Raw genomic sequence first — 19,736 nt, forward strand, 5'->3', positions numbered from 1 at the left:
GGGGCCCAGGATGCAGGAGTGTCAAGACTCGCTCAACAACGGGATGGAGGGTGTGGGGTGCCGTTTGTCGCCGGGGCGTGGAAGGCTCTTGTTGGGCGGCGCGGCGCAGTGCAAAAGAGGGGGTGGGCTGTGGTTTTTGCCCACAACCCACCTCCTACAACCTACCCCCGTTATTTCCTGCTCGCCTCAATCAGCGCGGGCACGATTTCGTTGATGTCGCCCACAATGCCGTAGTCGGCCACCTTGAAAATCGGCGCCTCGGCGTCCTTGTTGATGGCGATGATGTTCTTGCTCTTGCCCATGCCGCTCAGGTGCTGCACGGCGCCGCTGACACCCAGGGCGATGTAGGCGCCGGGCTGCACGGTCTTGCCGGTCTGACCCACCTGCTCGGCGTAGGGGCGCCAGCCGGCGTCCACCACGGCGCGCGTGGCGCCCACGCCAGCGCCCAGGGCGTCCGCTAGGCCCTCGACGTACTTCGAGAAGTTCTCGGCGTTCCCCACACCGCGCCCGCCCGTCACGATCACATCGGCTTCGGTCAGGGCTACGCGGCTGCTCTTTTCTACACTTCTGCCGGTGACTTCCACGCGGGACGCGGGCAGGGTCAGTTCCACGTCGTACTGCTCGCCAGCCTCTCCTGCTGGTGCGGCTGCCTCAAACGAACCGGGTTTGACCGTCACGGCCACCACGGGACCTTCGGCCTCCACGGTTTCGGTTACGCGGGCCAGGTAGGTGTAGCGCTGGGCTTGGAGGGCGGCGCCGTTGGCCTTGAGGCTGGTGGCGTCTTCCAGATAGGGGGCGTCCAGCTTGACGGCCACGCGCGGGGCGAACTCGCGGCCCGAGCGGCTGCCGCCGATGATGACGGTATGGGCCTCACCTTCACCCGCAATCTGGGCGGTGGCCGCCGCCCAGGCTTCGGCGTTGTAGGTGGCCAGGGCAGGCAGGTCGGCCACCAGGACCTGGTCGGCCACAGCGGCCGCCTCGGTGGCTACGCCGGCTATGTTCTGGCCCAGGACCAGCACGGTGACAGGGCCTTCACGGCCCGAATCACGGGCGGCGGTGACCATTTCCAGGGTGGACTTCGCCAGTTTGCCGGCGCTGTGTTCAGCAACAATCAGAATCATGGGGAACCTCCGGTTCCGTCAGAGAGGAAGAGGGAAAAGTGCATCGGCAAGAGGCCGAGCGTTTGGGGCACTGGCTGGGCAGAGCAGCGCTCTGTGCCCCCCAACCCTGCTCAGGCAATCACTTTGGCTTCGCTGCGCAGCAGGTCCAGCAACCTCGCGGCGGCGGCCTGCGGGTCCTTGCCGTCAATCATGGTGTTGCGCCGCGCGCGGGTCTGAATCTCGGCGTTTACGGTGCGCACGCGGTTCTGGAGGCCGTAGCTGGCGGCGTCGTCCTTGCGCAGCTCTTTTTTCTTGGCCTTCATGATGTTGGGCAGCGTGGGGTAGCGCGGCTCGTTGAGCCCCTGCTGGGTGCTGACCACGGCGGGCAACTCAGCGCGGAAGCTCTCGTTGCCGTCGTCCACATCGTGACGGCCGGTCAGGGTCCCGCCGTCCAGTTTCAGCTCGTTGGTCCAGGTCAGCTGGGGCCAGCCCAGGCGCTCGGCGCTGGCGGCGCCCAGGGCCTGCGAGTCCCAGTCGGCTTCCTGACCGCCCACCAGAATGAGTTGCACGTTCTCGGCCTGCGCCACCTGCGCGACCACCTTGCTCAGGGTCACGGCGTCAAACTTCTCGTCGGTTTCCACATGAATGGCGCGGTCCACGCCCATCGCCAGCGCGGTGCGCAGCGCGTCCTCGTTGCGCTTGGGGCCGATCGCCAGCGCAATAATCTGCTCGATAGGCGCGCCGCCTTCGCGCAGGCGCAGGGCTTCTTCCACGCCGTACTCGTCCATGCCGTCCATCACGAGTGTGGTGCCGTCCAGGTCAACGGCCTGGCTGCTAATTTTCACGCGCGCTTCGGCGTCAGGGACTTGGCGAATCAGGGTCAGGATATTCATGCGGCCTCCGTGGGGTCGTGTGTAGGGAAGATGCTGGCGTGCCCAGCATGACAAATTAGACTCGGTCCAAGTTTAGCAGGTGTCCCAATTTCTGACCAGTGTGAGGAGGAGATAGGTGAGGGCCGGGCAGGTCGGCTGGCACGGACAGCTGTGGCTGTCTGAACCTCTGCATGGGCCCTCAGCGAACCTTTATGCAAGCCAGCACCTAAATCCGCCGTCAACTGGCTCATGGAAGTTTCTCATGTTCAGCCCTGAGGCTACTTCTCATGAAGAAGCTCCTTCCCCTGACCCTTCTGACCCTGGCCGCCAGCACGGCCGGCGCGCAGTCCCTGAACGGCGTCGAACTCGGCCTGACCGGCGGCTATGCCGGTGGCCTGAGCGGCGAAGTCTTTGTCCACGCGCCCAACGTGCTTGGTCCTATCGGCATCAAGGCCGGCGTGGCGTATGGCCGCGCGGCCGATGCGATTCGGGACAGCAGTACTTTGAGCCCCGGTGACCCCACGTTTGGTGAGATTAAGCAGAGTGTCGGCGCCACCGAAAGTGGCAGTAGCACCGTGGTGTCTGTAGACGGCACCTACAACCTGGGGGAACTGGCGCCTGGCGTGGGCACCGCCCTATATGCCGGTGGTCGCTACGGCATGTTCCAGTCGTCTGAGAACTACACAGGTGGCAACGTCACATACAGCAGCAACGCCTTCGGTGTAGGCGCTGGCGTCATGGTCAGCTACGCCCTGACAGGCGGCTTGAGCCTGGTAGGTGACGTGGGCGTGGATACCTTCTTCAAGTCCAATATCACGACAGGCGGGAGCAACACCAATGCGGGCGGCACCTTCGCACCTGGCAGCGCCGACTACGCGATCTACGACAACCGCTTCGTTCGCCCTGGCACGGTCTTCAAGGCCCGTATCGGCGTCAAGACCAGCTTCTAACCTCTCTCTCCCTGGCCAGCCTCCTCTGTGGGGCTGGTTTTTTGTGTGGCGCTGAGATGCTGGCGCAGCAGTTCAAATCCCGCGACAGCACGCGGGAAACCCAGGTACGGCACGCACATGTGCAGCGCCCCCCGCACCTCCGCCTCGGTGGCCCCAGCGTTGAGTGCGCCGCGCAGATGGGTCCTCAGCTCGGGCGGACTGCCCAGCGACACCAGCAGCGCGCAGGCAATCAGCTCCTTGGTCTTCAGGTCCAGGCCAGGCCGGTCATAGACCGTGTCGTAGGCAAACGCCTGAATATCGTGGGCCAGGTGGGGGTCCAGGGCCTGAAGCCGGGCCAGGATGCGTTCCTGCTGGTCTCCAAAAATGATGTCGCGGGCGTGGGGGTCGCTCATGGCCTCACGGTAGCGGGCAAGAGGAAGGCAAGAAAGAAGTTCGTCACAGCCCACGCGCTACAGTTTCAGTGTGGCGCAGATGTGAACGGAACGTAAGGTTTCCCCTGCCTGACACGCAGGCGCGGCGATAGTCTACCCTCAAGGTGTTTACCGTCTCGCTCAACCTGCACAGGAGGCTCTCTCTGCCACCCTGCTTTCAACGTTCCCGCGCCGCCTGCGCTTGCCCTGGGGGTTACCCATGAACAGATACGATGACCGCGCCCGACTGGTGTTTCACTACGCCCGTGAAGAGGGCAACCGCCTGGGACACGCGATGGTCGGCCCCGAACACCTGCTGCTGGGGCTGATGCGCGAAGGCGGCACGGCCGCCAGCATCCTGGGTGAATTTGGCGCGTCGCTGGACGGCCTGCGCCGCCGCGTCGAGGAAATCATCGGGCGCGGCGAGGGCAACCGCCTGAACGACGCCCCCAGCATTACCCCGCGCGCGCGCCGCGTGATGGAACTGGCCAGCACCGAGGCCCGGCAACTGGGCGCCCAGGTCACCAGCACCGAGCACATCCTGCTGGGGATTATCCGCGAAGGCGACGGCGTGGCCTTCCGCATCCTGCAGGAGCTGACCAAGGATGTGGACACGATCCGCTGGCGCATTCTGGCGCAGGGCGAGGGCCAGGGCACCAAGCCCGCCAAGCCGGTCGCCACGCCCTTTCTGGACGAGTACGGCCGCGACCTGACCAAGTGGGCGCGCGAGGGCAAGCTGGACCCTGTGATTGGCCGCAGCGAGGAAATCCGCCGCGTCACGCAGATCCTGACCCGCCGCACCAAGAACAACCCGGTGCTGATCGGTGACCCCGGCGTGGGCAAGACCGCCATCGTCGAGGGGCTGGCCCTGGCCATCCACGAAAAGCGCACGCCGCCCAACCTCCACGGGGTCCGGCTGGTCAGCCTGGACCTCAGCGGCGTGGTGGCCGGCACCAAGTACCGGGGTGAGTTTGAGGAGCGGCTGCGCCAGATTATTGAGGAGCTGCGCAACGCCAAGGTGATGGCCTTTATTGACGAGCTGCACACCCTGGTCGGGGCAGGCGGCGCGGAAGGCACGCTGGACGCCGCCAACATTCTCAAGCCGGCCCTGAGCCGCGGCGAGATTCAGGTCATTGGCGCAACGACCACTGGCGAATACCACCGCTACATCGAAAAGGACGCCGCCCTGGAACGCCGCTTCCAGCCGGTGATCGTGCTGGAACCCAGCCCTGCCGAAACCCTGCAAATCCTGCGCGGCCTCAAGCCCAAGTACGAGGAGCACCACGGCGTGCAGATTCCCGAGCAGGCGCTGGAATTGGCCGTACGGATTGGCGAACGCAGTCTGCCGGGCCGCAACTTCCCTGACAAGGCGATTGACCTGATTGACGAGGCCGCCAGCCGGGTGCGCCTGAACATGAGCATCGGCCTGCCTGTGGCCGAGACCGAGGACGGCGAGCCCTACGTCACTCGCGAGGACATCGAGAGCGTTATCAATTCGATGGGCGGCATTTATAGCGAGGAAACTGCGGCGCAACTGGTGGACCTGGAAAGCCAACTGACCGACCAAGTGTATGGGCAGCCTGACGCCATCCGGGCCCTGTCTAGTGCCCTGCGCCGCGCCCGCGTGGGGCTGGGGGGCCGCACCCGCGTGGCCGCCAGCTTCCTGTTTGTGGGGTCCAGCGGCGTGGGCAAAACGCACCTGGCCAAGGCCCTGGCCCGCACCCTCTTTGGCAGCGAGCGCAGCCTGATCCGCATGGACATGAGTGAGTTTCAGGAGAGCCACTCGGTGAGCAAGCTGATCGGGTCGCCCCCCGGATACGTGGGCTATGAGCAGGGCGGCCGCCTGACCGAAGCGGTGCGCCGTCAGCCGTTCAGCGTGATTCTGCTCGACGAGATCGAAAAGGCCCACCCCGACGTGTACAACACCTTCTTGCAGGTGCTGGACGACGGGCGCCTGACCGACGGCCTGGGCCGCACCGTGGATTTCCGCCGCACGATCATCATCATGACGAGCAACACGGGCTTTAACGTCAATCCGACGGTGGGCTTCAGTCCAGTGACGCCCGACAACAATGCGCCGCTGCGCCACATCTTTACGCCGGAATTTCTGGACCGTTTGGACGAGGTCATCCGCTTCAAGTCGCTGGGCGAGGAAGAACTGGTGCGCGTGGCCCAGCAGCTGATGGGCGAGATGCGTGAGGAACTCGCCAGCCGCGAGCTAACCGTGACCTTTGACCCCGCGATTGCTGCCTGGCTGGTGGGCAAGCTCAAGTCCCGCAGCCCCAAGCACGCGGTCGGCAGCAGCCGTCAGCTGCGTACCCTGGTCCGCGAGGAAATCGAGGACCCACTGGCCCTGGAACTGGCGCACAACCACGGTGAGGAAGTGCGCGTGGTGCTGGGCCAGGAAGGCATTCAGTTCGAGAAAGGCGAAGAAGCCGCGCCAAGACAAATTCTGGCGTAAGCACAGAGGTTCCTCTTCAGCCGCTGTTCCTCCCGGGGACAGCGGTTGTCTTTGGCGCCGTGCGGCGTCCGAAAAGAGATGTGGGGAGGTCAGTTTCTCCCTTGCTAGGGGTGAAGGACCACACGCCGCTGTCGAGGCGTTATACGGGTGCCGTCTGTTCCGTTGACGTCTCGTCGAGGTGCAAGCACCACGCCCCTCAGCCCGCTTGTCCTTCCATTCGCTCTGATGTCATGGGGTTTGCCCACGGTCCACTCAGCGTCCGTATCACACACGCCACCACGAGAGCGGGCACCTGCACGGCGGTTGGCCGCACCCAAACCTCTTGCCGGGAACCATCTTTCCCAGTCACCCAGGTACGATAGCCGTCATGACGAAGAGCATCCACGATTTTCAGGACGAACACGGGCGCATTCACACCTGGCCCAGCGACCGCCGCCGCGCCCACCAGCTGGCCATTCTGGATTACCTGACGGGCCTACTGGACCCCGGTGTCTCGTATGACCAGGGGCAGGTGGATCAGCTGCTGGCAGACCACAGCACCCTGCCGGACCCCAGCGTGCTGCTGACAGAACTTGTTGACGGCGATTATCTGGCCACCGACGGTCAGGTCTATTGGCGGGCCGATGGCCGCCCCGGCACCAGACCTTCAGGTGAGCGTGGCTAAAGTCCGGACCAGCTACGTCTGCACCAGTTGCGGCTATCAGGCCGCCAAGCCGCTGGGCCGCTGCCCCAACTGCCAGGCCTGGAACTCGTTTGAGGAAGAAGCGCCGGCCCTGGTGCCCGGCAAGAGTGGGCGTGGTGGCGCCTACGGCGGGGTCACGGGCGGCAAGCTGACCCCGCTCTCGAATGTGGGCCGGCGCGAGGAGCCGCGCACCCCCAGTGGGATTCCTGAACTGGACCGCGTGCTGGGCGGCGGTTTGGTGGCAGGCGGGGTCACGCTGATCGGCGGCGAGCCCGGCATTGGCAAAAGCACGCTGCTGTTGCAAGTGGCCGACCGGGTGGCCAGTACGGCGGGTCCAGTCCTCTATGTGGCGGGCGAGGAGTCGCTGGAACAGATTCGCCTGCGCGCCGACCGCCTGGGCGTGACCGCCGATATTCAGCTCACCCGCGACACCCGCGCCGAACACGTCGCTGCCCTGATGGCCGAACACAAGCCTGCGCTGTGCATCGTGGACAGTATTCAGACCGTCACGGTCGAGGGCGAGGGTGCGCCTGGAGGTGTGGCCCAGGTGCGCGACGGCACCTCCATGTTGACCCGCGCGGCCAAGGAGACGGGCACGGCAACCGTGCTGGTGGGTCACGTCACCAAAGACGGCACCGTGGCCGGGCCGAAGGTCATGGAACACATCGTAGACACCACTGTCTTTCTGGAGTCGGTGGGGGCATACCGGCTGCTCCGAAGCGTCAAAAACCGCTTTGGGCAGGCCGGCGAACTGGGCGTCTTCGAGATGCGCGGCGAGGGCCTGATGGCCGTGGAGAACCCCAGCGCCGCTTTCCTGGCCGAGCGGCCCGTGGGTGTGCCCGGCAGCGTGGTGGCCTCCACCATTGATGGGCAGCGGCCCATGCTGCTGGAGGTGCAGGCGCTGGCCAGCAAGACGCCCTACCCCAACGCCCGGCGCGTGGTGGTGGGACTGGATCCCCGGCGGGTGGACGTGGTGCTGGCCGTGCTGGAGCGCCGGCTGGACCTGACGCTGGGTGGGTTGGACATCTACGTCAACCTGGCTGGTGGCCTGAAGGTGCCGGACCCTGGTCTGGACCTGGCCGTGGCGCTGGCGGTGTACTCGGCGGTGGTGGGGCGCGCCCTGCCGCAAAACGTGGCGGTGTTTGGCGAGGTGGGCCTGGCCGGCGAGGTCAGAAGCACCCAGGCGGCCCTGCGCCGCGCCGAGGAAGCCCGCCGCGCCGGCTACGAGCGTCTCGTGGTGCCGCCCGGCCTGGACGGTGTGCGCGGGGTCAAAAGCGTCGAAGAGGCTGTGGGCGCGGTCTGGGGTGGGCAGGAGCGGGCCGGGTAGGCGGCTGGTGGACTCTCTGACCATCTCTGTTGCCCTAGCGCCGGCTCGTTCACCGCTGTGGTTTGCCGGCCTAGTGTGGCTGGCCCCATGCTGCTGATGTGCTGATGGCTGCCGCCCGGCTGCTTGACCCAAACGGCCCGGTCTGGCCCGCCAGCGGCCAAGACTTGTTGAGTCTGTTTGGGGCAGGCTTTTTCATCGGCCTTCTGCTGTTGCCCTTGTGCCTGTCGTCTGCCCTGACGAGCACTGGCTCGCCGGAGGCCCGGTTCATCGGCTCCTTTGAATGGCCCAATCCGTCACCAGAACCATTCAGCGCCGCCTCCACTGTCTCGGAGGCGGCGCTGCTTTTGGTCTTTACCTCCCGCCAATCCGGTAGCTCACACCAAAGCGGAAGCGGGTGCTCTGCTCGGTGTTCTGCACCCCGATACTGACGTTGGTGCGCGAATTCAGGTTGTAGCCGGCGCTGAAGCTGGGGCGAATGGACTGGAGATTCAGCCCTTGCAGCGGGGTGGTCGCGCGGAAGGTAAAGCGCCCGTCTGGCGTGCTGTATTCGGCATTCAGCAGCCCTTCGCCGTTCAGGTCCACCTGATATTGCAGGTACAGGTCGCGCGTCAGGTACGACCCCAGGGTAATGGTCGCGCCCAGCGAATCGCCTGCAATCTGCGGGGTAAAGCGGAACACATCCAGCCCAAAGGCGTTGGCCACCGTGCGTTCCAGCTCGCCTAGGACAAAGACGTTCAGGGCGGTTTGCAGGGCGCTGCTGCCCAGGGCGGCCAGGTTGTTCGGGAGGGTGGCCAGGTTGGGCACGCCGGTCGCCACCAGGGCGTACAGTTCGGCCTCGCCGTAGGGCACGCCGGTATTGGGGTCGGCGCACTCAGCGGTGATCTGGGTGCAGGTCAGGGTGGTGTTCAGGCTCAGCACCGTGTCGCCGCTGGCGCGGGCCACAAACTCGCCCGCCACCGTCAGGGTGACCGGCACCCGCTGGGTAATCGCCGTGTCGCCGCGTGTGGTGCGCCCGCTGACGGTGCCGCTGGCCGTCACATTGAACCGGGGATATACGTTGTCGCCTTCAAAGGTCACGGCGCTGTCGCCCAGCGTGAACTCGTTCTCGCGCAGGTAGATAAAGCCGCGTTGAGAGCGAATCTCGCCGGCCAGGCGGGGGCGGTCGCCCGACCCGGACAGCACCAGACCGCCGGCAAATTCGGCGCGGGCCAGGTTCTCGTCTACCCGGATACCGCTGCTGGCGCGAATAGGAATGTCCTCAAAGACCAGCCGTTCCAGAATGGGCAGGCTGGGCGCGCCCTCCTCCTCGCCGTCCTGCGCCGGCTGCGGGAAGGTCGTGTACTCGGGGGCCAGGGGGCTGGCGTAATTGTCGGTGGGGCGGCCACCCGCGCCCGTACTGCTCTGGCCGGGGGCCGGGATGGTGGCCGGGGCATTCACGCGCCCCAGCACGAGGCGAGTAAAGTCAGCCGCTCCCTGCACGCGAATCAGGGTGCCGTCGTCGGTGGCGCGCAGGTCAGCGTTCAGTGCACTTTCGCGTCCGTAAATGGCGGCCAGCGGCAGGTTGTAATTGCGCGCGCTCAGGGTCAGGTCAATCAGGGGCGCGACGGTCCCGCTCACACTGAGGGTGCCGCCGCCCGCCGCGCCGGTACTGGTGCTGCTGGCTGTGACCGTCCAGCGGTCACCTGGCTGCTGCTCCAGCCGCACCTGGGCGGCGGGGAGCGCCCCCAGGGCGGCGGGGGCCAGCAGGCCACGGAAGGTCGCCACGGTGCCGCTCAGGCGGCCCTGGGTGAGCTGCCCGCGGAGCTCGACCACGCCGTCGGCGCCCACCGTGCCGCCGGTCAGCACCTGCCCACCCGCTGCAAAGGCGCCGCTGTCGGGCAGGTCGCCAGCAAAGTCAGGAATCTGTACGCTCAGGCCCGCCAGCGCGCCCTCCAGGCTGCGCGCCCGCACCGAACCGCGTGGCCGGTCGTAAGTGCCGGCCACGCTCAGGGTCACGCTGCCTTTCAGGCTGGGTTGCAGGGCGGCCAGCCCCGGCACCAGCCGCAGCGCGGGGGTAAAGGTCGTGTTGGCCAGCTGGGCCGTGAGGTCCACCTGCTGGCGGGTGTACTGGCCCCGCACATTCCAGGTGCCGGCGCCCGTCAGCTGGATGTTCACGCCGCGCAGTTCGCGGGCCGCGTAGTCCAGGGTGCCGGTGCCGGTCAGGGTCTCGGTCACGGCCGCCTCGCCCTCGCCGCTGGTGGCGCTGACGCGGATGCGCTCGGCGACCACGTTCACCTGCCCCGCCAGGGGGTCGGCCAGGGGGAACCGGAAGCGCGCCACGCCCGTCACCACACCTTCGCCCGGCGCGGTCCCGGTTGCGGCCCCCACCACCGCGCCCACCGGCAGCGCGCGCAGGTTGCCCTGCCCGAAGACGGCCCCGTCACTCAGCCCTGCCGTAAAGTCCGACTCGCCCAGGAAGCCGCGAATGCGCCAGTCGCCCGCCACCTGCGTCCCTTCCAGGCGCGCGGGGAGGCGCTGGCTGCCCAGTGTCAGGTCATCCGAGCGCAGCACGAAGGTGCCGCCGCCGTCGCGCAGGGTGGCCTCGCCGCTCAGGCGGCCGCCCAGGGCCGGGGCCGTCACCAGGTCACCCAGGGCCAGGTCGTCGGCAGTCGCGCGCACCGAGTAGCCCTCGCCGGTGGGGGCCACCGCCAGCGGCCCCGCCAAGGCCGGCAGCAGGTCGGCCAGCCCGCCCGAAGCGGTCACGATGGCCTGGCCCATCTGGCCGGTGCCAATCAGGTCGGCGCGGAAACTCTGGCCGGACAGGGTGGCGCTGCCACTGACCGCCAGCGTCTGCCCGGCCAGGGTCAGGGGCACGCGGGCAGCCTCCAGGCGGCCCTGCACGCCACCTGTGCCGGCTTGCAGGTTCACGTCCAGGGTGCCGCTCCCTTGCCGCAGCTGTCCGGTGAGGGCGCCCGTCCAGAAGGCCCCGCCCTGTGCCGTCTGGAGCTGTGGCGCCTGAACTTGCGCCGCTTGAAATTGCAAGGTGCCGCTGCTCAGGGCCAGGGTCGCGCGCACCTCGGGGCGGCCCGCGCGCAGGGTCACGTCAGCGCTGACATTGCCACTCAGCGGCAGGTCAAGGTGAGGCGCGCGGTACGGGGTCAGCAGGTTGGCCACCTGAAGGGCCAGCTGGCCGTCCCCGCTGTCGGGGTTCAGGGTGCCGCGGGCGGTCAGCACGCCGCTCAGGCCCCCGATCCCCAGCTGGCCCAGATTCAGGCCCGGCAGGTCGGCGCTTAGGGCCGCGCCGGTCCAGCGCACGGTGCCGCTGCGTTCTCCATCGGAGACACTCAGGTCAGCCGCCCGCAGGCTGGCGGTGCCGCTGGCCCGCCACTCGCCCCGGCGCACGCTCAGCTGCGCCTGCGGGTCGCTGAGTGGCCCACTGGGCGTGACCGTCAGCGAGAGTTCGGGGCGGGTCAGGCCGGCCGCGCCCAGCAGGCGCCAGGTGCCGCCCGCATCTGGCCGCGCCTCAATGACGCCGCTGGCCTGGGCGCCGGGGCCGTCCACCAGGCGCAGCTGCACGCCGCGCGCGTCGGCCACCACGCGCGCCCCAGCGCCCAGCAGCCCTGCTTCCCCCTTGACCAGAGGCTGGGCGAAAGCGCCGCCCACGGTTAAGGCCAGGGGAGAGGTCAGGACGCCGGCCGGGCCACCCGTCACGCGCGCCGCGCCGCGCCAGCCGGTCAGGCGCGTGGCGCTCAGGTCCAGGGCCGCGCGCAGGTTTTGCGGGCCAGTCAGGTTGCTGCGCAGCGTGAGGGCCTGCGCCTTCCAGGTGGCCTGCACCCGCCCGGCGACGGTGCCCGTAGCGTCCAGGGTCACGTCGGCGTCGCCGCTCAGGCCCACTTGCCCCGAGGCGGCCAGCGCCGAACCGAAGGCCTGTGCCCCCAGGCCACTCAGGGTCACGGCGCCTCCACTCAGCGAGGCCACCGGGCGCCCACCCTGGCTCAGCGTGCCGCTCAGGGTGGTGCCGGCGGCCGTCAGGGTGCCACTCAGGTCGTTCAGGGCCACCCCCGCCGCCGCCGCGCCGCGTGAAGCCACGGTGCCGACCAGGGTGGGGGCCGCCAGCGTGCCGCCCAGGGTCAGGCGGGCACTCAGGTCGCCCTGACCGCCCACCAGTGGCAGCGGGGTCAGGGTCAGGGCGCCCCCCAGGGTGGGCAGGAAGCCCGCGCCGCCCAGGGTCAGACTGCCGCCCCCCAGGCGGCCTGCGTTCAGGGTGTATCCGCCCCGGCCGTCGCCGCGCAGGGTCAGGGAGTCCGGGAGGCCCGGCACCGTGGCCTGCACGGTGCCCGAAAGTGCGGGCCAGGTGCCGGCCAGGTTCACGTCGGCGCGCGTGGCGCCGCTGGTCAGGGCGCCGTAGACGCGCGCCTGCACGCGCCCAGCGGCCAGGTCAAGGCCGCTGGCCTCGGCGTACAGGGTGCCGCCGGCCCCGCCACGCGGTGAAAGGCGCAGGTTCAGGCGGGGGTCCAGCAGGCGGCCCGACAGCGCCGCCTGGGCTTCCAGGGTCTCGGTGTTCAGGGTCAGGGTGCCGGCCGCCGCCGGGTTTTGTACCGCCCCGCTCAGCGTGACGGCGCCGTCCAGCGTGCCGCGCCCCAGGGCTGGCAGGTTCAGGGCGGCCGTGCCCAGCCCGCGCGCCGTGACGGTCAGGCCGGCGGGCAGGGCGCCGCGGGCCGACACCACCGCGCCCCTCAGGCTGCCACTCAGGTCGGCGCTGAGCCGGTTGCCCGCCGGCTGGTAACTCGCGCGGCCGTACAGGCTGAAGGGGCCGGTCTGGCCCTGCTCGCCGCGCACAGACAGGTTCTGGGCCTCCACTCGTTCCAGGCCGCCGCTCAGCGAGCCACGCACGTCCAGGTGGCCCGCTGCTGTCAAGGCGTCCACGTCCAGCCCTGGGGGCAGCAGGCGCGCGGCGCGCACGGTCCCGGTGGTCAGGGTCAGGGCGTAGCGGCCGCCTTGCAGACTGGCCTGTCCACTCAGGCGGGGACCAGCCAGCTGGGCCGTGAGGTCACCGCTGGCCAGCTGCGCGCTCAGGTCGCCACTGAGTTCGCCCAGCGTATCGGTCAAGGTGCCGCTCAACGCCAGGCTGGGGTTGGTCCAGGCCGCGCCGCCCAGGGTGGCCGCGCCGCTGACACGCAGCTGCTCCGCGCGGCCCCATAGGGCACCTACATCGAAGGCCGCCAGGGTCAGGGTCCCGCCGGGGCGCAGGGGCAGGGCCGCTGGAAAGCGCCCGGTCAGGCGGGCCTCGCGGGCGCCGGTGCCGACCAGGGCCGCCACTCGCAGCTCGCCCTGGCCATCCAGCACGGCATCCAGCGGCCCACCGGGAATGTCCCCCACCGCTCGCACCGAGCCAGAAAACCCGGTGCGGGCGTTCCAGCCCAGCGGGCCGCGCAGGCGCACGTCCACCCCCTGGGCGACATAGGCGGTGTTCAGGGTCAGGGCCAGCCGCTGCAGGCCGCCCAGCGCGCCGCTGCCCAGCTGGCCGCGCACCTCGCCCCCCAGCGCTGGGCCGGCAAAGACCGCGCGGTAGTCACGGCCCAGCAGCCGCGCCGAAAGCTGGGTGCCGGCGGCGCGCAGCCCGCTGAAGTCGCTGCGCAGTCTGCCGCCCAGGCGCACGTCTGGCTTGCTCAGGGCGCCGGCAATCTGCGCCGTGTACTCGCCTGGCACCACCGAGGTCAGGTTGACCTTGGCGCTGAGGTTCAGAGTCGGAAAGACCGGTCCGCTCAGGCGAGCCGTGCCCTGCACCGGGGCCGCCGCGCCCAGGGTGGCCTGGGCGCCGCTCAGGCGCAGGACGCCGCCGGCGTACCGGGCTGGGGCGGTGAACGTGACCCCCGACACCTCGCCGGCGGCCTGCGCCTGCACGTCCGCCAGGGTGCCGCCCAGGGTCAAGCTCAGGCGGCCAGGTACACCCGCCAGGGCCTGCAGGTCGGCGCTGCTGGCCCCGCCGCTCAGGCGCCAGCCGGCCAGGCCTGGTCCCTCGCCCTGAGCAGCGCGCAGGTTCAGCGCCGCGCCCGCCAGAGCGCCCTCGGCGGTGACGGTCGCGGCGCCCCCCGTCAGGCCCGTCCCCGTCAGGGTGAGGTTAACGGCGCGGCTGTCGTAGGTGCCCTCCACACGCAGGGTCAGGACATCGGTGGCCCGTTCGCCGGCCTGGCCCGTCAGGCGGGCGCGCAGGTCGTTCAGGGTCACGGTGGCGTTGGCCTGCGGGTACAGCGGCCCGCGCACCCGCAGCGCCTGGCCGGCCAGGGTGCTGCTCAGGTCGGCGGACAATTGCCCGCCCGCCAGCGTCACCCGGCCGGCGGCCCGCTGGCCCTGGGCGCGCAGATCCACGGTGGCCCGCCCGCTGGCGCGCTTCACTTGCAAGTCCGGCAGGGTCAGATCCAGATTCAGGCGGCCCTCGGCCCCCGCCAGTACGGGACGCAGCACCCGCGCGTCCAGGGCGGCGCCGCGCACCGTCAGGGTGCGGCCATCGAAAGCCACGGGCAGGCGGGAGCCGGGGTGGGTCAGGGTGCCGGCTGCCCGGACCGGTCCGCCCCCCCAGCTCAGGCGGGCGTCCAGGCCCAGGGGGTCACCCAGATAGCGGCTGCCCGCCAGGCTCAGGCGCGCGCCCTGCGCGTTCAGAACGGCCACCAGTTGACCCGGCACCAGTTCGCGCCGCACGGTGTCCGGCAGGCCGGCGGTGAAAGGGGAGAGGCCTGCGCTGACGGTGCCGCCCAGGGTGGGCAGCAGGGCCACTTCGCCGCCAACGGGGCCGCGCGGGGCCGCCAGCAGGCCCTGGCCCTCGCCGCGCAGCGTGACCACGCCGGGTTGGGTGCCCAGGACGTAGCGCACCGGCAGGGTGCCTGCCCAGGTGCCCGCCGCGTAGGTCAGGCCGCCCAGGCGCACGCGCGCGCCGGTCAGGCTGCCACTCAGTGGAAAGGTCTGCGCAGGAACGCTCAGGCGCGTGGCCCCCGTGCCAAACGCCTGCGGCTTCAGGGTGACGGTGCCGCGCAGGTTCGCCACGCCGCCGCTCGCCTGGGCGCTCAGGTAGGGGCCAGTGACCCGCACCTGCAGGTCCGAGAGGGTGGCCGGCAGCGTCAGCCGGCCCGAGGCCACCACGGCCTGCCCCGCCACCTCGCCAGTCACGCGCACTCCGCCGTCAGCGGCGCGCAGGGTCAGGGGGCCCGCCGTCAGGGTGCCGCTCAGCACGCCGGCCCGCGCCGTCAGGTTGCCGGCCAGGCGCTGCCCCGCCAGCGTGAGGCCCGCCGCCTGCACCTGCAAGTTGTCAAAGCCGTTCAGGGTGACGGTGGCGCGGCCGCCCGCCGCGTCGCGCACCTGCACCTGCCCGCGCGGTGAGAGCCCGGTGCCCTGCACGTTGCCATTCACGAAGAGGCCGCCGCCTAGGGGCCCGCTGACATCCACGTCGTAGCGCCCGGACGGCAGGGACGCCGTGCCCACCGCGCGCAGCCCCTCGCCATCGGTGAGCTGAAGGCTCAGGCCGTTCCAGGGGCCGCGCAGGGCGACCGTGTACTGGTCCAGCACGCCGCGCGCGTCCACCGCTCCCCGGAAGGCGCCGCCCGCTCCGGGCCCCCAGGTGGCCGCGCCCTGAATCTGCCCCGCCTGGCCAAACGCGGTCAGCGCCTGCGCGCCCTGCACGCGGGTCAGGCCGCTGGCGCCGTCGTAGGTGAGGTTCAGGTCGCCCCAGCGCCCCGACGCCGTCAGGCGCGGGGTCAGACTGCCGCGCAGATTCACAGCCTGCGCGGGCAGGGTCACGCCGCCAAACGACAGTTCGCCGGTGCGGCCGCTGACGGCCGCCTGCAGCGCGCGGTAAGGGCCGCGGACCGCCACATTCAGGGTCTGGCCCTGGGCGCTGATCTGGCCGCCCGCCTCAACATCGGGAAACACGCGCCCCGAGACCCGCGCCCGCGCGCCCGCGTACACGGTCAGCAGGTCGGCTCGGACAGCGCCCGCCTGCCGCGTCAGGGTGCCCTGCACCGCGGCGCCCAGGGCCTGCGCGTCTACTGTCACGGTGCCGCCTTGCCCGGCCAGATTCAGGTCGAGGGTGCCGCGCAGGCTCTGGGTGCGCGCCAGGGGGCGCAGCGCCGCCAGATTGACGCGCCCGGTGGCCGTCAGGGCGTCGCCGCGCAGCACGCCGCGTGCACGCTGGCCGGCCGTCAGCAAGTCAAAGGCGACGGCGCCGCCTTCTTGCACCTGCAAGGTGCCGCGAATATCGCTGCCCTGCACCCGCGCGGCGGTGCGGTAGGGCGCGCGCAGGTCGGCGTCGGCCAGCACGGTCACGCCGCCGACCTCCCCGCGCAGCGAGGCCGCCGTACCGCGCCCAAAGGCGCTGAGGCTGACCCCGTTGCCCACGGCCCGCAGCGACCCAAAGGCCTTGAGGGTCGTGGTCACGGTCACGTCACCCGTGACGCGCAGGTCACCGGCCACCGCCAGGTTGCGCGCCCGCAGGCCAAAGCTGTCGCCGTTCCAGGTGAGGGCCTGCTGGCCGGCCGTGAAGGTACCGCGCTGCTGCACGTAGTTCAGGTTCAGAGGCCCGGCCAGTGCGTCGCGCACGCCGGGCACCGTGGCCTGAAGGCGGCCCGTCACGTCGCCGCCCGTCAGGTCCAGGCGCCCGCTGCCTGACAGGTTCAGCCCAGCGCCCTGAAGGCCCTGAATCGCCCAGGTGCCGCGAAACTGCGGGTTCAGCGTCAGGCGGGCCGTCCCCCCCTGGCTGGTGTCCAGGTCGGCGCGCAGGCCGCGCCCGTCATACGTGGCGGTGCCGGACAGGGCAAAAGGTCCGGCCTGGCCGCCTTCCAGCCTGGCGCGCAGATTCTGCGGCGTGCCGGCCAGGGTCAGGCGGCCCCCCGCCGCGCCGAAGGTGGGGTTCAGGGCGGCCTGAAGCTGCTGGCCCTGCGGGTTAAAGGTGGCCCGCAGCGGCCCCCCCAGGCCCTGCCCCTGCGCGCGAATGATGTTTTGCGCGTCAATGGTGGCGGTGACGTCCAGCGGCTTTTGCGCCAGCACGCCAGCCACGGTTACGCGCCCCTCGCGGCCAAAGGCCCAGCGGCCCTCGACACGCTGCTGGGCGCCGGCCACGGTGGTCAGGCCGCTGAAGGCGATGTCGTTGGTCTGTCCGGCTGTATTGCCATCCTGGTTCAGGAAGGTGTATTCGGCGTTCACGTCGCGCAGGCCCACGCCGGCCAGTTCGCCTGCGCCCTGCACGTACGCCTTGACCCGCACGGTGCTCCAGCCGCCCGCCATGACCCGCACGCGCGCCTGTCCCTGCCCGGTGGTGCCCAGCGCCCCCGCCAGCCCGGCCAGTGTGGGCCGCGCGTCGGCGGTCACTCGCCAGTTCTGCGCTTTCAGGTCAATGCGGCCCTGGGCCGTCACTGGGCCGTTCCAGCCGCGCCCGGCCAGATTCAGGGTCACGAGGTCGCCCCGGTGGGTGGCCGCGCCCCCCAGGCCGGTCACCGTCACAAAGCCCGCTTCGGGCACCCGCAGCGCGCCGCCCCTCAGGCGCAGGTCCCCGCGCACTGGGCCGTCGCCGAGCACATAGCGCCCGGTGATGCGCCCAGCCGTCACGCCGGGCCAGTAATGGTTCAGCACCCGCGCGTCGGCGTCGAGGTCCACAATGAAGACATTGCCGGCTGGGCCTTCGCCCAGGCTCACCTTGGCATTCAGCCCCCCCTCGCGGGTGCGGCCGGTGACCGTCAGCCCCCCGCTCGGCTGCGGCTGCACCGTGAACTGGCCGTCCGGCACATTCACGCCACTGCCGTCCACGGTGACGCGGGTGCGCTGCACGTCCACGGTGCCCAGCACCACACGCCAGCCGTTCCCGGTGGCTGGGCCGCCCGCGCCGGTTATCAGGTCTTGCAGGCGCAGGGCCACCTGGGCGTCGGCCACACGCACGTTCAGCCGCACGGTGCGCTCTGCCGGGTTCACGCCGGCCACGGTGACGCCGACCTTGCCTGCGCTGGCCTGAACGCCGGGAAAGGTGAGCTGTACGCCGCCCAGTTCGGGCGCCCACAGCGGGCCGCCGATACGGTCGGCGCTCAGGCCGGCCGGCGCCCCAAAGCGGGCCAGCAGCACCCCGCCCAGCAGAGCCGGCAAGAAGGCCAGCACCAGCAGCAGCGCCGCCAGCCCGCCCAGCAGCCAGGGCCAGCGTCGGCGGCGCCGGGGCGCGGGTGGAGAAGGAGGAGGGGGCGTCTCTACAGGGGCTGCCGGCTGATGATCGTCTGTCATTCCACCCACCGGGCCAGGGCGCCGTTCTCTCGCAGATTTGACGCTCCTGGCCGCATTCTGTGCATTGTACGCAGCCCTGCGTGAAGGCCGCACCCACCGCATCCTCATGCAACCGTCAGAAAAGCCCAATCCGGCAGGCGCCTTTGCCGCTAGCATGGCGCCATGCGACTGACCGCCCTTGTGAGTGGCACTGTGCAGGGCGTTGGTTACCGGCGCTACGTGCAGAGATATGCCCGTGACCTCAAGCTGCACGGCTACGCCGAGAACCTGACCGACGGCCGGGTCGAGGTGGTGGCCGAGGGCCACGAGGCCGACCTGGACCGCCTGCTGCACTGGCTGCGGCGCGGCCCGCCCCATGCCCGCGTGCAGGACGTGCAAACCCAGTACAGCGAGGCCACGGGCGTTCAGGACTTTCACGTCTATTGAGGGCGGGCGCCAGCGTGTTGGCGTGCACCCTCCACCCGCTGTTCTCGGCTGGCCCCGTCTTTAACAGTGAAATCGGCGCTTGGTGCAGGCCTCAGCTGCCCGTCAGACGCGGCCCCTAGAGTGGCGACATGCTGCTGGCCCTACTTGCCGCCCTGGTCGCCCTGGCGCCCCAGGAAGAATGTCCGCACAGGAGGCGACCAACGTGAGGCAGATGCTCCAGTTCTTCGCCTCTGACGGCTGGACCCCACGGGTAGAGGCCAGGGCGCCTGTAGGTCAGGACACCCTGGTGATGTGGAGCTGGCCCCTCAAGGGCACCCACGGCCTTGGGGTGCAGGTGTACGGCCCGGATGGCCGGTTCAAGGCCCGCCTGCAGGACTCTGTGCTGCCGTCCGCGCGGGTGGTGGTGTGCGGTGGCCGCTACGTGGTGGGTGGAGGCAACACCCTGCGCGTCTGGGACGCCCGGCAGGATTACCGCCTGATCTCGCGTAAGACCTTTGCGGCGCTGGGGCAGTTCGCTCAGTTGCGCTGTGACGGCGTGGTGCTCAGGGCCAGTGAGGTGACAGCCACTGGTCAGACCCAGACCCTGCGGCTGATGGTGCCTGCCCTGACAGCGGTGCGGGCAAAAGACCGCTGAAAGGACTCCGACTGAATCGAGCAGAATGCCGAGTGGAATCCGAGCGGCCTTGAAAAGCGCCGCAGGAGAGCGAGAAGGAACAGCTGCGGATGGCGCGATCTGGAAGCGCCGACGGTTCCTGTCTCTGCGGTGCTGCACTTCAGCGGCATCCGTATGGGTGCGCTAGGTCAACCCTGCCCGGAACGCCACAATCTCCCGCGCTGCGTCGTCCGGGCTCATCCTGGTCGTGTCGAGCACCAGGGCGTCCGGAGGTGGAGGCAGCGTGCCTGACGCTTCCAGAATGGCCCGCAGCAGAGCCGGGTCCCGCAGTTTGGCCCGCGCCAGGCGGCCGGGATGGGTGACCCGGCGTTCGCGTTCGGTGGGGTCACAGTCCAGCCACACGGGCACGTAGTGTGCACCTCGCGCCGCCGCCACCGCGCGAATCTTGCCCGCTGATACGGATTCCGTTTGTTTCGTTGACAAATCGGGAAAACGCCGATTTGCCAACTCCACGTCCGGAACCCGTTTTTCTCCTTCTCGCTCTGCTGCGCAGCTTTGCAAGTCCGCTCGGATTTCATCGTTTTTGCAAACGATTTAATCGGAGTCCGTATGAGACGGCGCCGCCTTCAAGCCCTGTGTGATAGGCGGTAAAAATCTGACTG

The 19,736-nt window shown here is 69.8% G+C and carries 11 protein-coding genes; 6 read left to right on the forward strand and 5 right to left on the reverse strand.

The genetic code is table 11. The features are described from left to right. Window positions 1-170: 170 nt before the first annotated feature. Together GO986_RS20005 and GO986_RS20010 are read right to left on the reverse strand one after the other, a co-directional pair. The gene (locus GO986_RS20005; protein WP_157461289.1) at window positions 171-1,121 is read right to left on the reverse strand and encodes an electron transfer flavoprotein subunit alpha/FixB family protein; all 951 of its coding nucleotides are present in this window, start codon (window positions 1,119-1,121) and stop codon (window positions 171-173) included. A 110-nt stretch (window positions 1,122-1,231) separates the two neighbouring features. Then, window positions 1,232-1,993, reverse strand: a complete 762-nt coding sequence (locus GO986_RS20010) for an electron transfer flavoprotein subunit beta/FixA family protein (protein ID WP_157461290.1) — start codon at window positions 1,991-1,993, stop codon at window positions 1,232-1,234. 266 nt (window positions 1,994-2,259) lie between these two features. Here GO986_RS20010 and GO986_RS20015 point away from each other — a divergent pair, with 266 nt between their 5' ends. Next, window positions 2,260-2,922, forward strand: a complete 663-nt coding sequence (locus GO986_RS20015; RefSeq protein WP_157461291.1) for a hypothetical protein — start codon at window positions 2,260-2,262, stop codon at window positions 2,920-2,922. Here the strand turns inward: GO986_RS20015 and GO986_RS20020 are convergent. Continuing rightward, window positions 2,919-3,314 carry a carboxymuconolactone decarboxylase family protein gene (locus GO986_RS20020; RefSeq protein ID WP_157461292.1) on the reverse strand — a complete coding sequence of 132 codons (396 nt, stop codon included), beginning with the start codon at window positions 3,312-3,314 and terminating at the stop codon, window positions 2,919-2,921. The genes GO986_RS20015 and GO986_RS20020 overlap by 4 nt on opposite strands. A gap of 238 nt (window positions 3,315-3,552) precedes the next feature. On the opposite strand from GO986_RS20020, the gene GO986_RS20025 reads away from it, so the two are divergent. The 3 genes from GO986_RS20025 (at window position 3,553) to radA (ending at window position 7,802) form a co-directional block, all read left to right on the forward strand. Further along, window positions 3,553-5,793 carry an ATP-dependent Clp protease ATP-binding subunit gene (locus tag GO986_RS20025; protein ID WP_157461293.1) on the forward strand — a complete coding sequence of 747 codons (2,241 nt, stop codon included), beginning with the start codon at window positions 3,553-3,555 and terminating at the stop codon, window positions 5,791-5,793. Window positions 5,794-6,160: 367 nt separating this feature from the next. After that, window positions 6,161-6,457 carry a DUF2087 domain-containing protein gene (locus GO986_RS20030; RefSeq protein ID WP_157461294.1) on the forward strand — a complete coding sequence of 99 codons (297 nt, stop codon included), beginning with the start codon at window positions 6,161-6,163 and terminating at the stop codon, window positions 6,455-6,457. Next, a complete protein-coding gene (gene radA, locus GO986_RS20035) occupies window positions 6,450-7,802 on the forward strand; it encodes a DNA repair protein RadA (protein ID WP_369409494.1) in 1,353 nt (450 codons plus the stop codon). The genes GO986_RS20030 and radA overlap by 8 nt, the downstream gene beginning before the upstream one ends. A 351-nt stretch (window positions 7,803-8,153) precedes the next feature. Here radA and GO986_RS20040 read toward each other — a convergent pair whose 3' ends face one another. After that, window positions 8,154-18,035 carry a translocation/assembly module TamB domain-containing protein gene (locus GO986_RS20040; protein ID WP_157461296.1) on the reverse strand — a complete coding sequence of 3,294 codons (9,882 nt, stop codon included), beginning with the start codon at window positions 18,033-18,035 and terminating at the stop codon, window positions 8,154-8,156. Window positions 18,036-18,197: 162 nt separating this feature from the next. Between GO986_RS20040 and GO986_RS20045 the strand changes: the two genes are divergently transcribed. Then, complete coding sequence (locus GO986_RS20045; RefSeq protein ID WP_157461297.1) at window positions 18,198-18,461, forward strand: acylphosphatase; 264 nt, start codon at window positions 18,198-18,200, stop codon at window positions 18,459-18,461. Window positions 18,462-18,663: 202 nt separating this feature from the next. Continuing rightward, on the forward strand, window positions 18,664-19,095 hold the full coding sequence (locus GO986_RS20050) for a hypothetical protein (RefSeq protein ID WP_157461298.1): 432 nt from the start codon (window positions 18,664-18,666) through the stop codon (window positions 19,093-19,095). 162 nt (window positions 19,096-19,257) lie between these two features. Here GO986_RS20050 and GO986_RS20055 read toward each other — a convergent pair whose 3' ends face one another. Next, the gene (locus GO986_RS20055; protein WP_157461299.1) at window positions 19,258-19,557 is read right to left on the reverse strand and encodes a P-loop nucleotide/nucleoside kinase family protein; all 300 of its coding nucleotides are present in this window, start codon (window positions 19,555-19,557) and stop codon (window positions 19,258-19,260) included. Window positions 19,558-19,736: the final 179 nt, after the last annotated feature.

Source organism: Deinococcus arboris (genome assembly GCF_009755355.1).
Classification (GTDB): Bacteria; Deinococcota; Deinococci; order Deinococcales; family Deinococcaceae; genus Deinococcus; species Deinococcus betulae.

Bases quoted from the DNA above. Each gene is read 5' to 3' on its own strand.
- GO986_RS20010 (WP_157461290.1), bottom strand. From the start codon at position 1,993: ATGAATATCCTGACCCTGATTCGCCAAGTCCCTGACGCCGAAGCGCGC.
- GO986_RS20020 (WP_157461292.1), bottom strand. From the start codon at position 3,314: ATGAGCGACCCCCACGCCCGCGACATCATTTTTGGAGACCAGCAGGAA.
- GO986_RS20040 (WP_157461296.1), bottom strand. From the start codon at position 18,035: ATGACAGACGATCATCAGCCGGCAGCCCCTGTAGAGACGCCCCCTCCT.
- GO986_RS20025 (WP_157461293.1), top strand. From the start codon at position 3,553: ATGAACAGATACGATGACCGCGCCCGACTGGTGTTTCACTACGCCCGT.
- GO986_RS20015 (WP_157461291.1), top strand. From the start codon at position 2,260: ATGAAGAAGCTCCTTCCCCTGACCCTTCTGACCCTGGCCGCCAGCACG.
- GO986_RS20045 (WP_157461297.1), top strand. From the start codon at position 18,198: ATGCGACTGACCGCCCTTGTGAGTGGCACTGTGCAGGGCGTTGGTTAC.
- GO986_RS20005 (WP_157461289.1), bottom strand. From the start codon at position 1,121: ATGATTCTGATTGTTGCTGAACACAGCGCCGGCAAACTGGCGAAGTCC.
- GO986_RS20030 (WP_157461294.1), top strand. From the start codon at position 6,161: ATGACGAAGAGCATCCACGATTTTCAGGACGAACACGGGCGCATTCAC.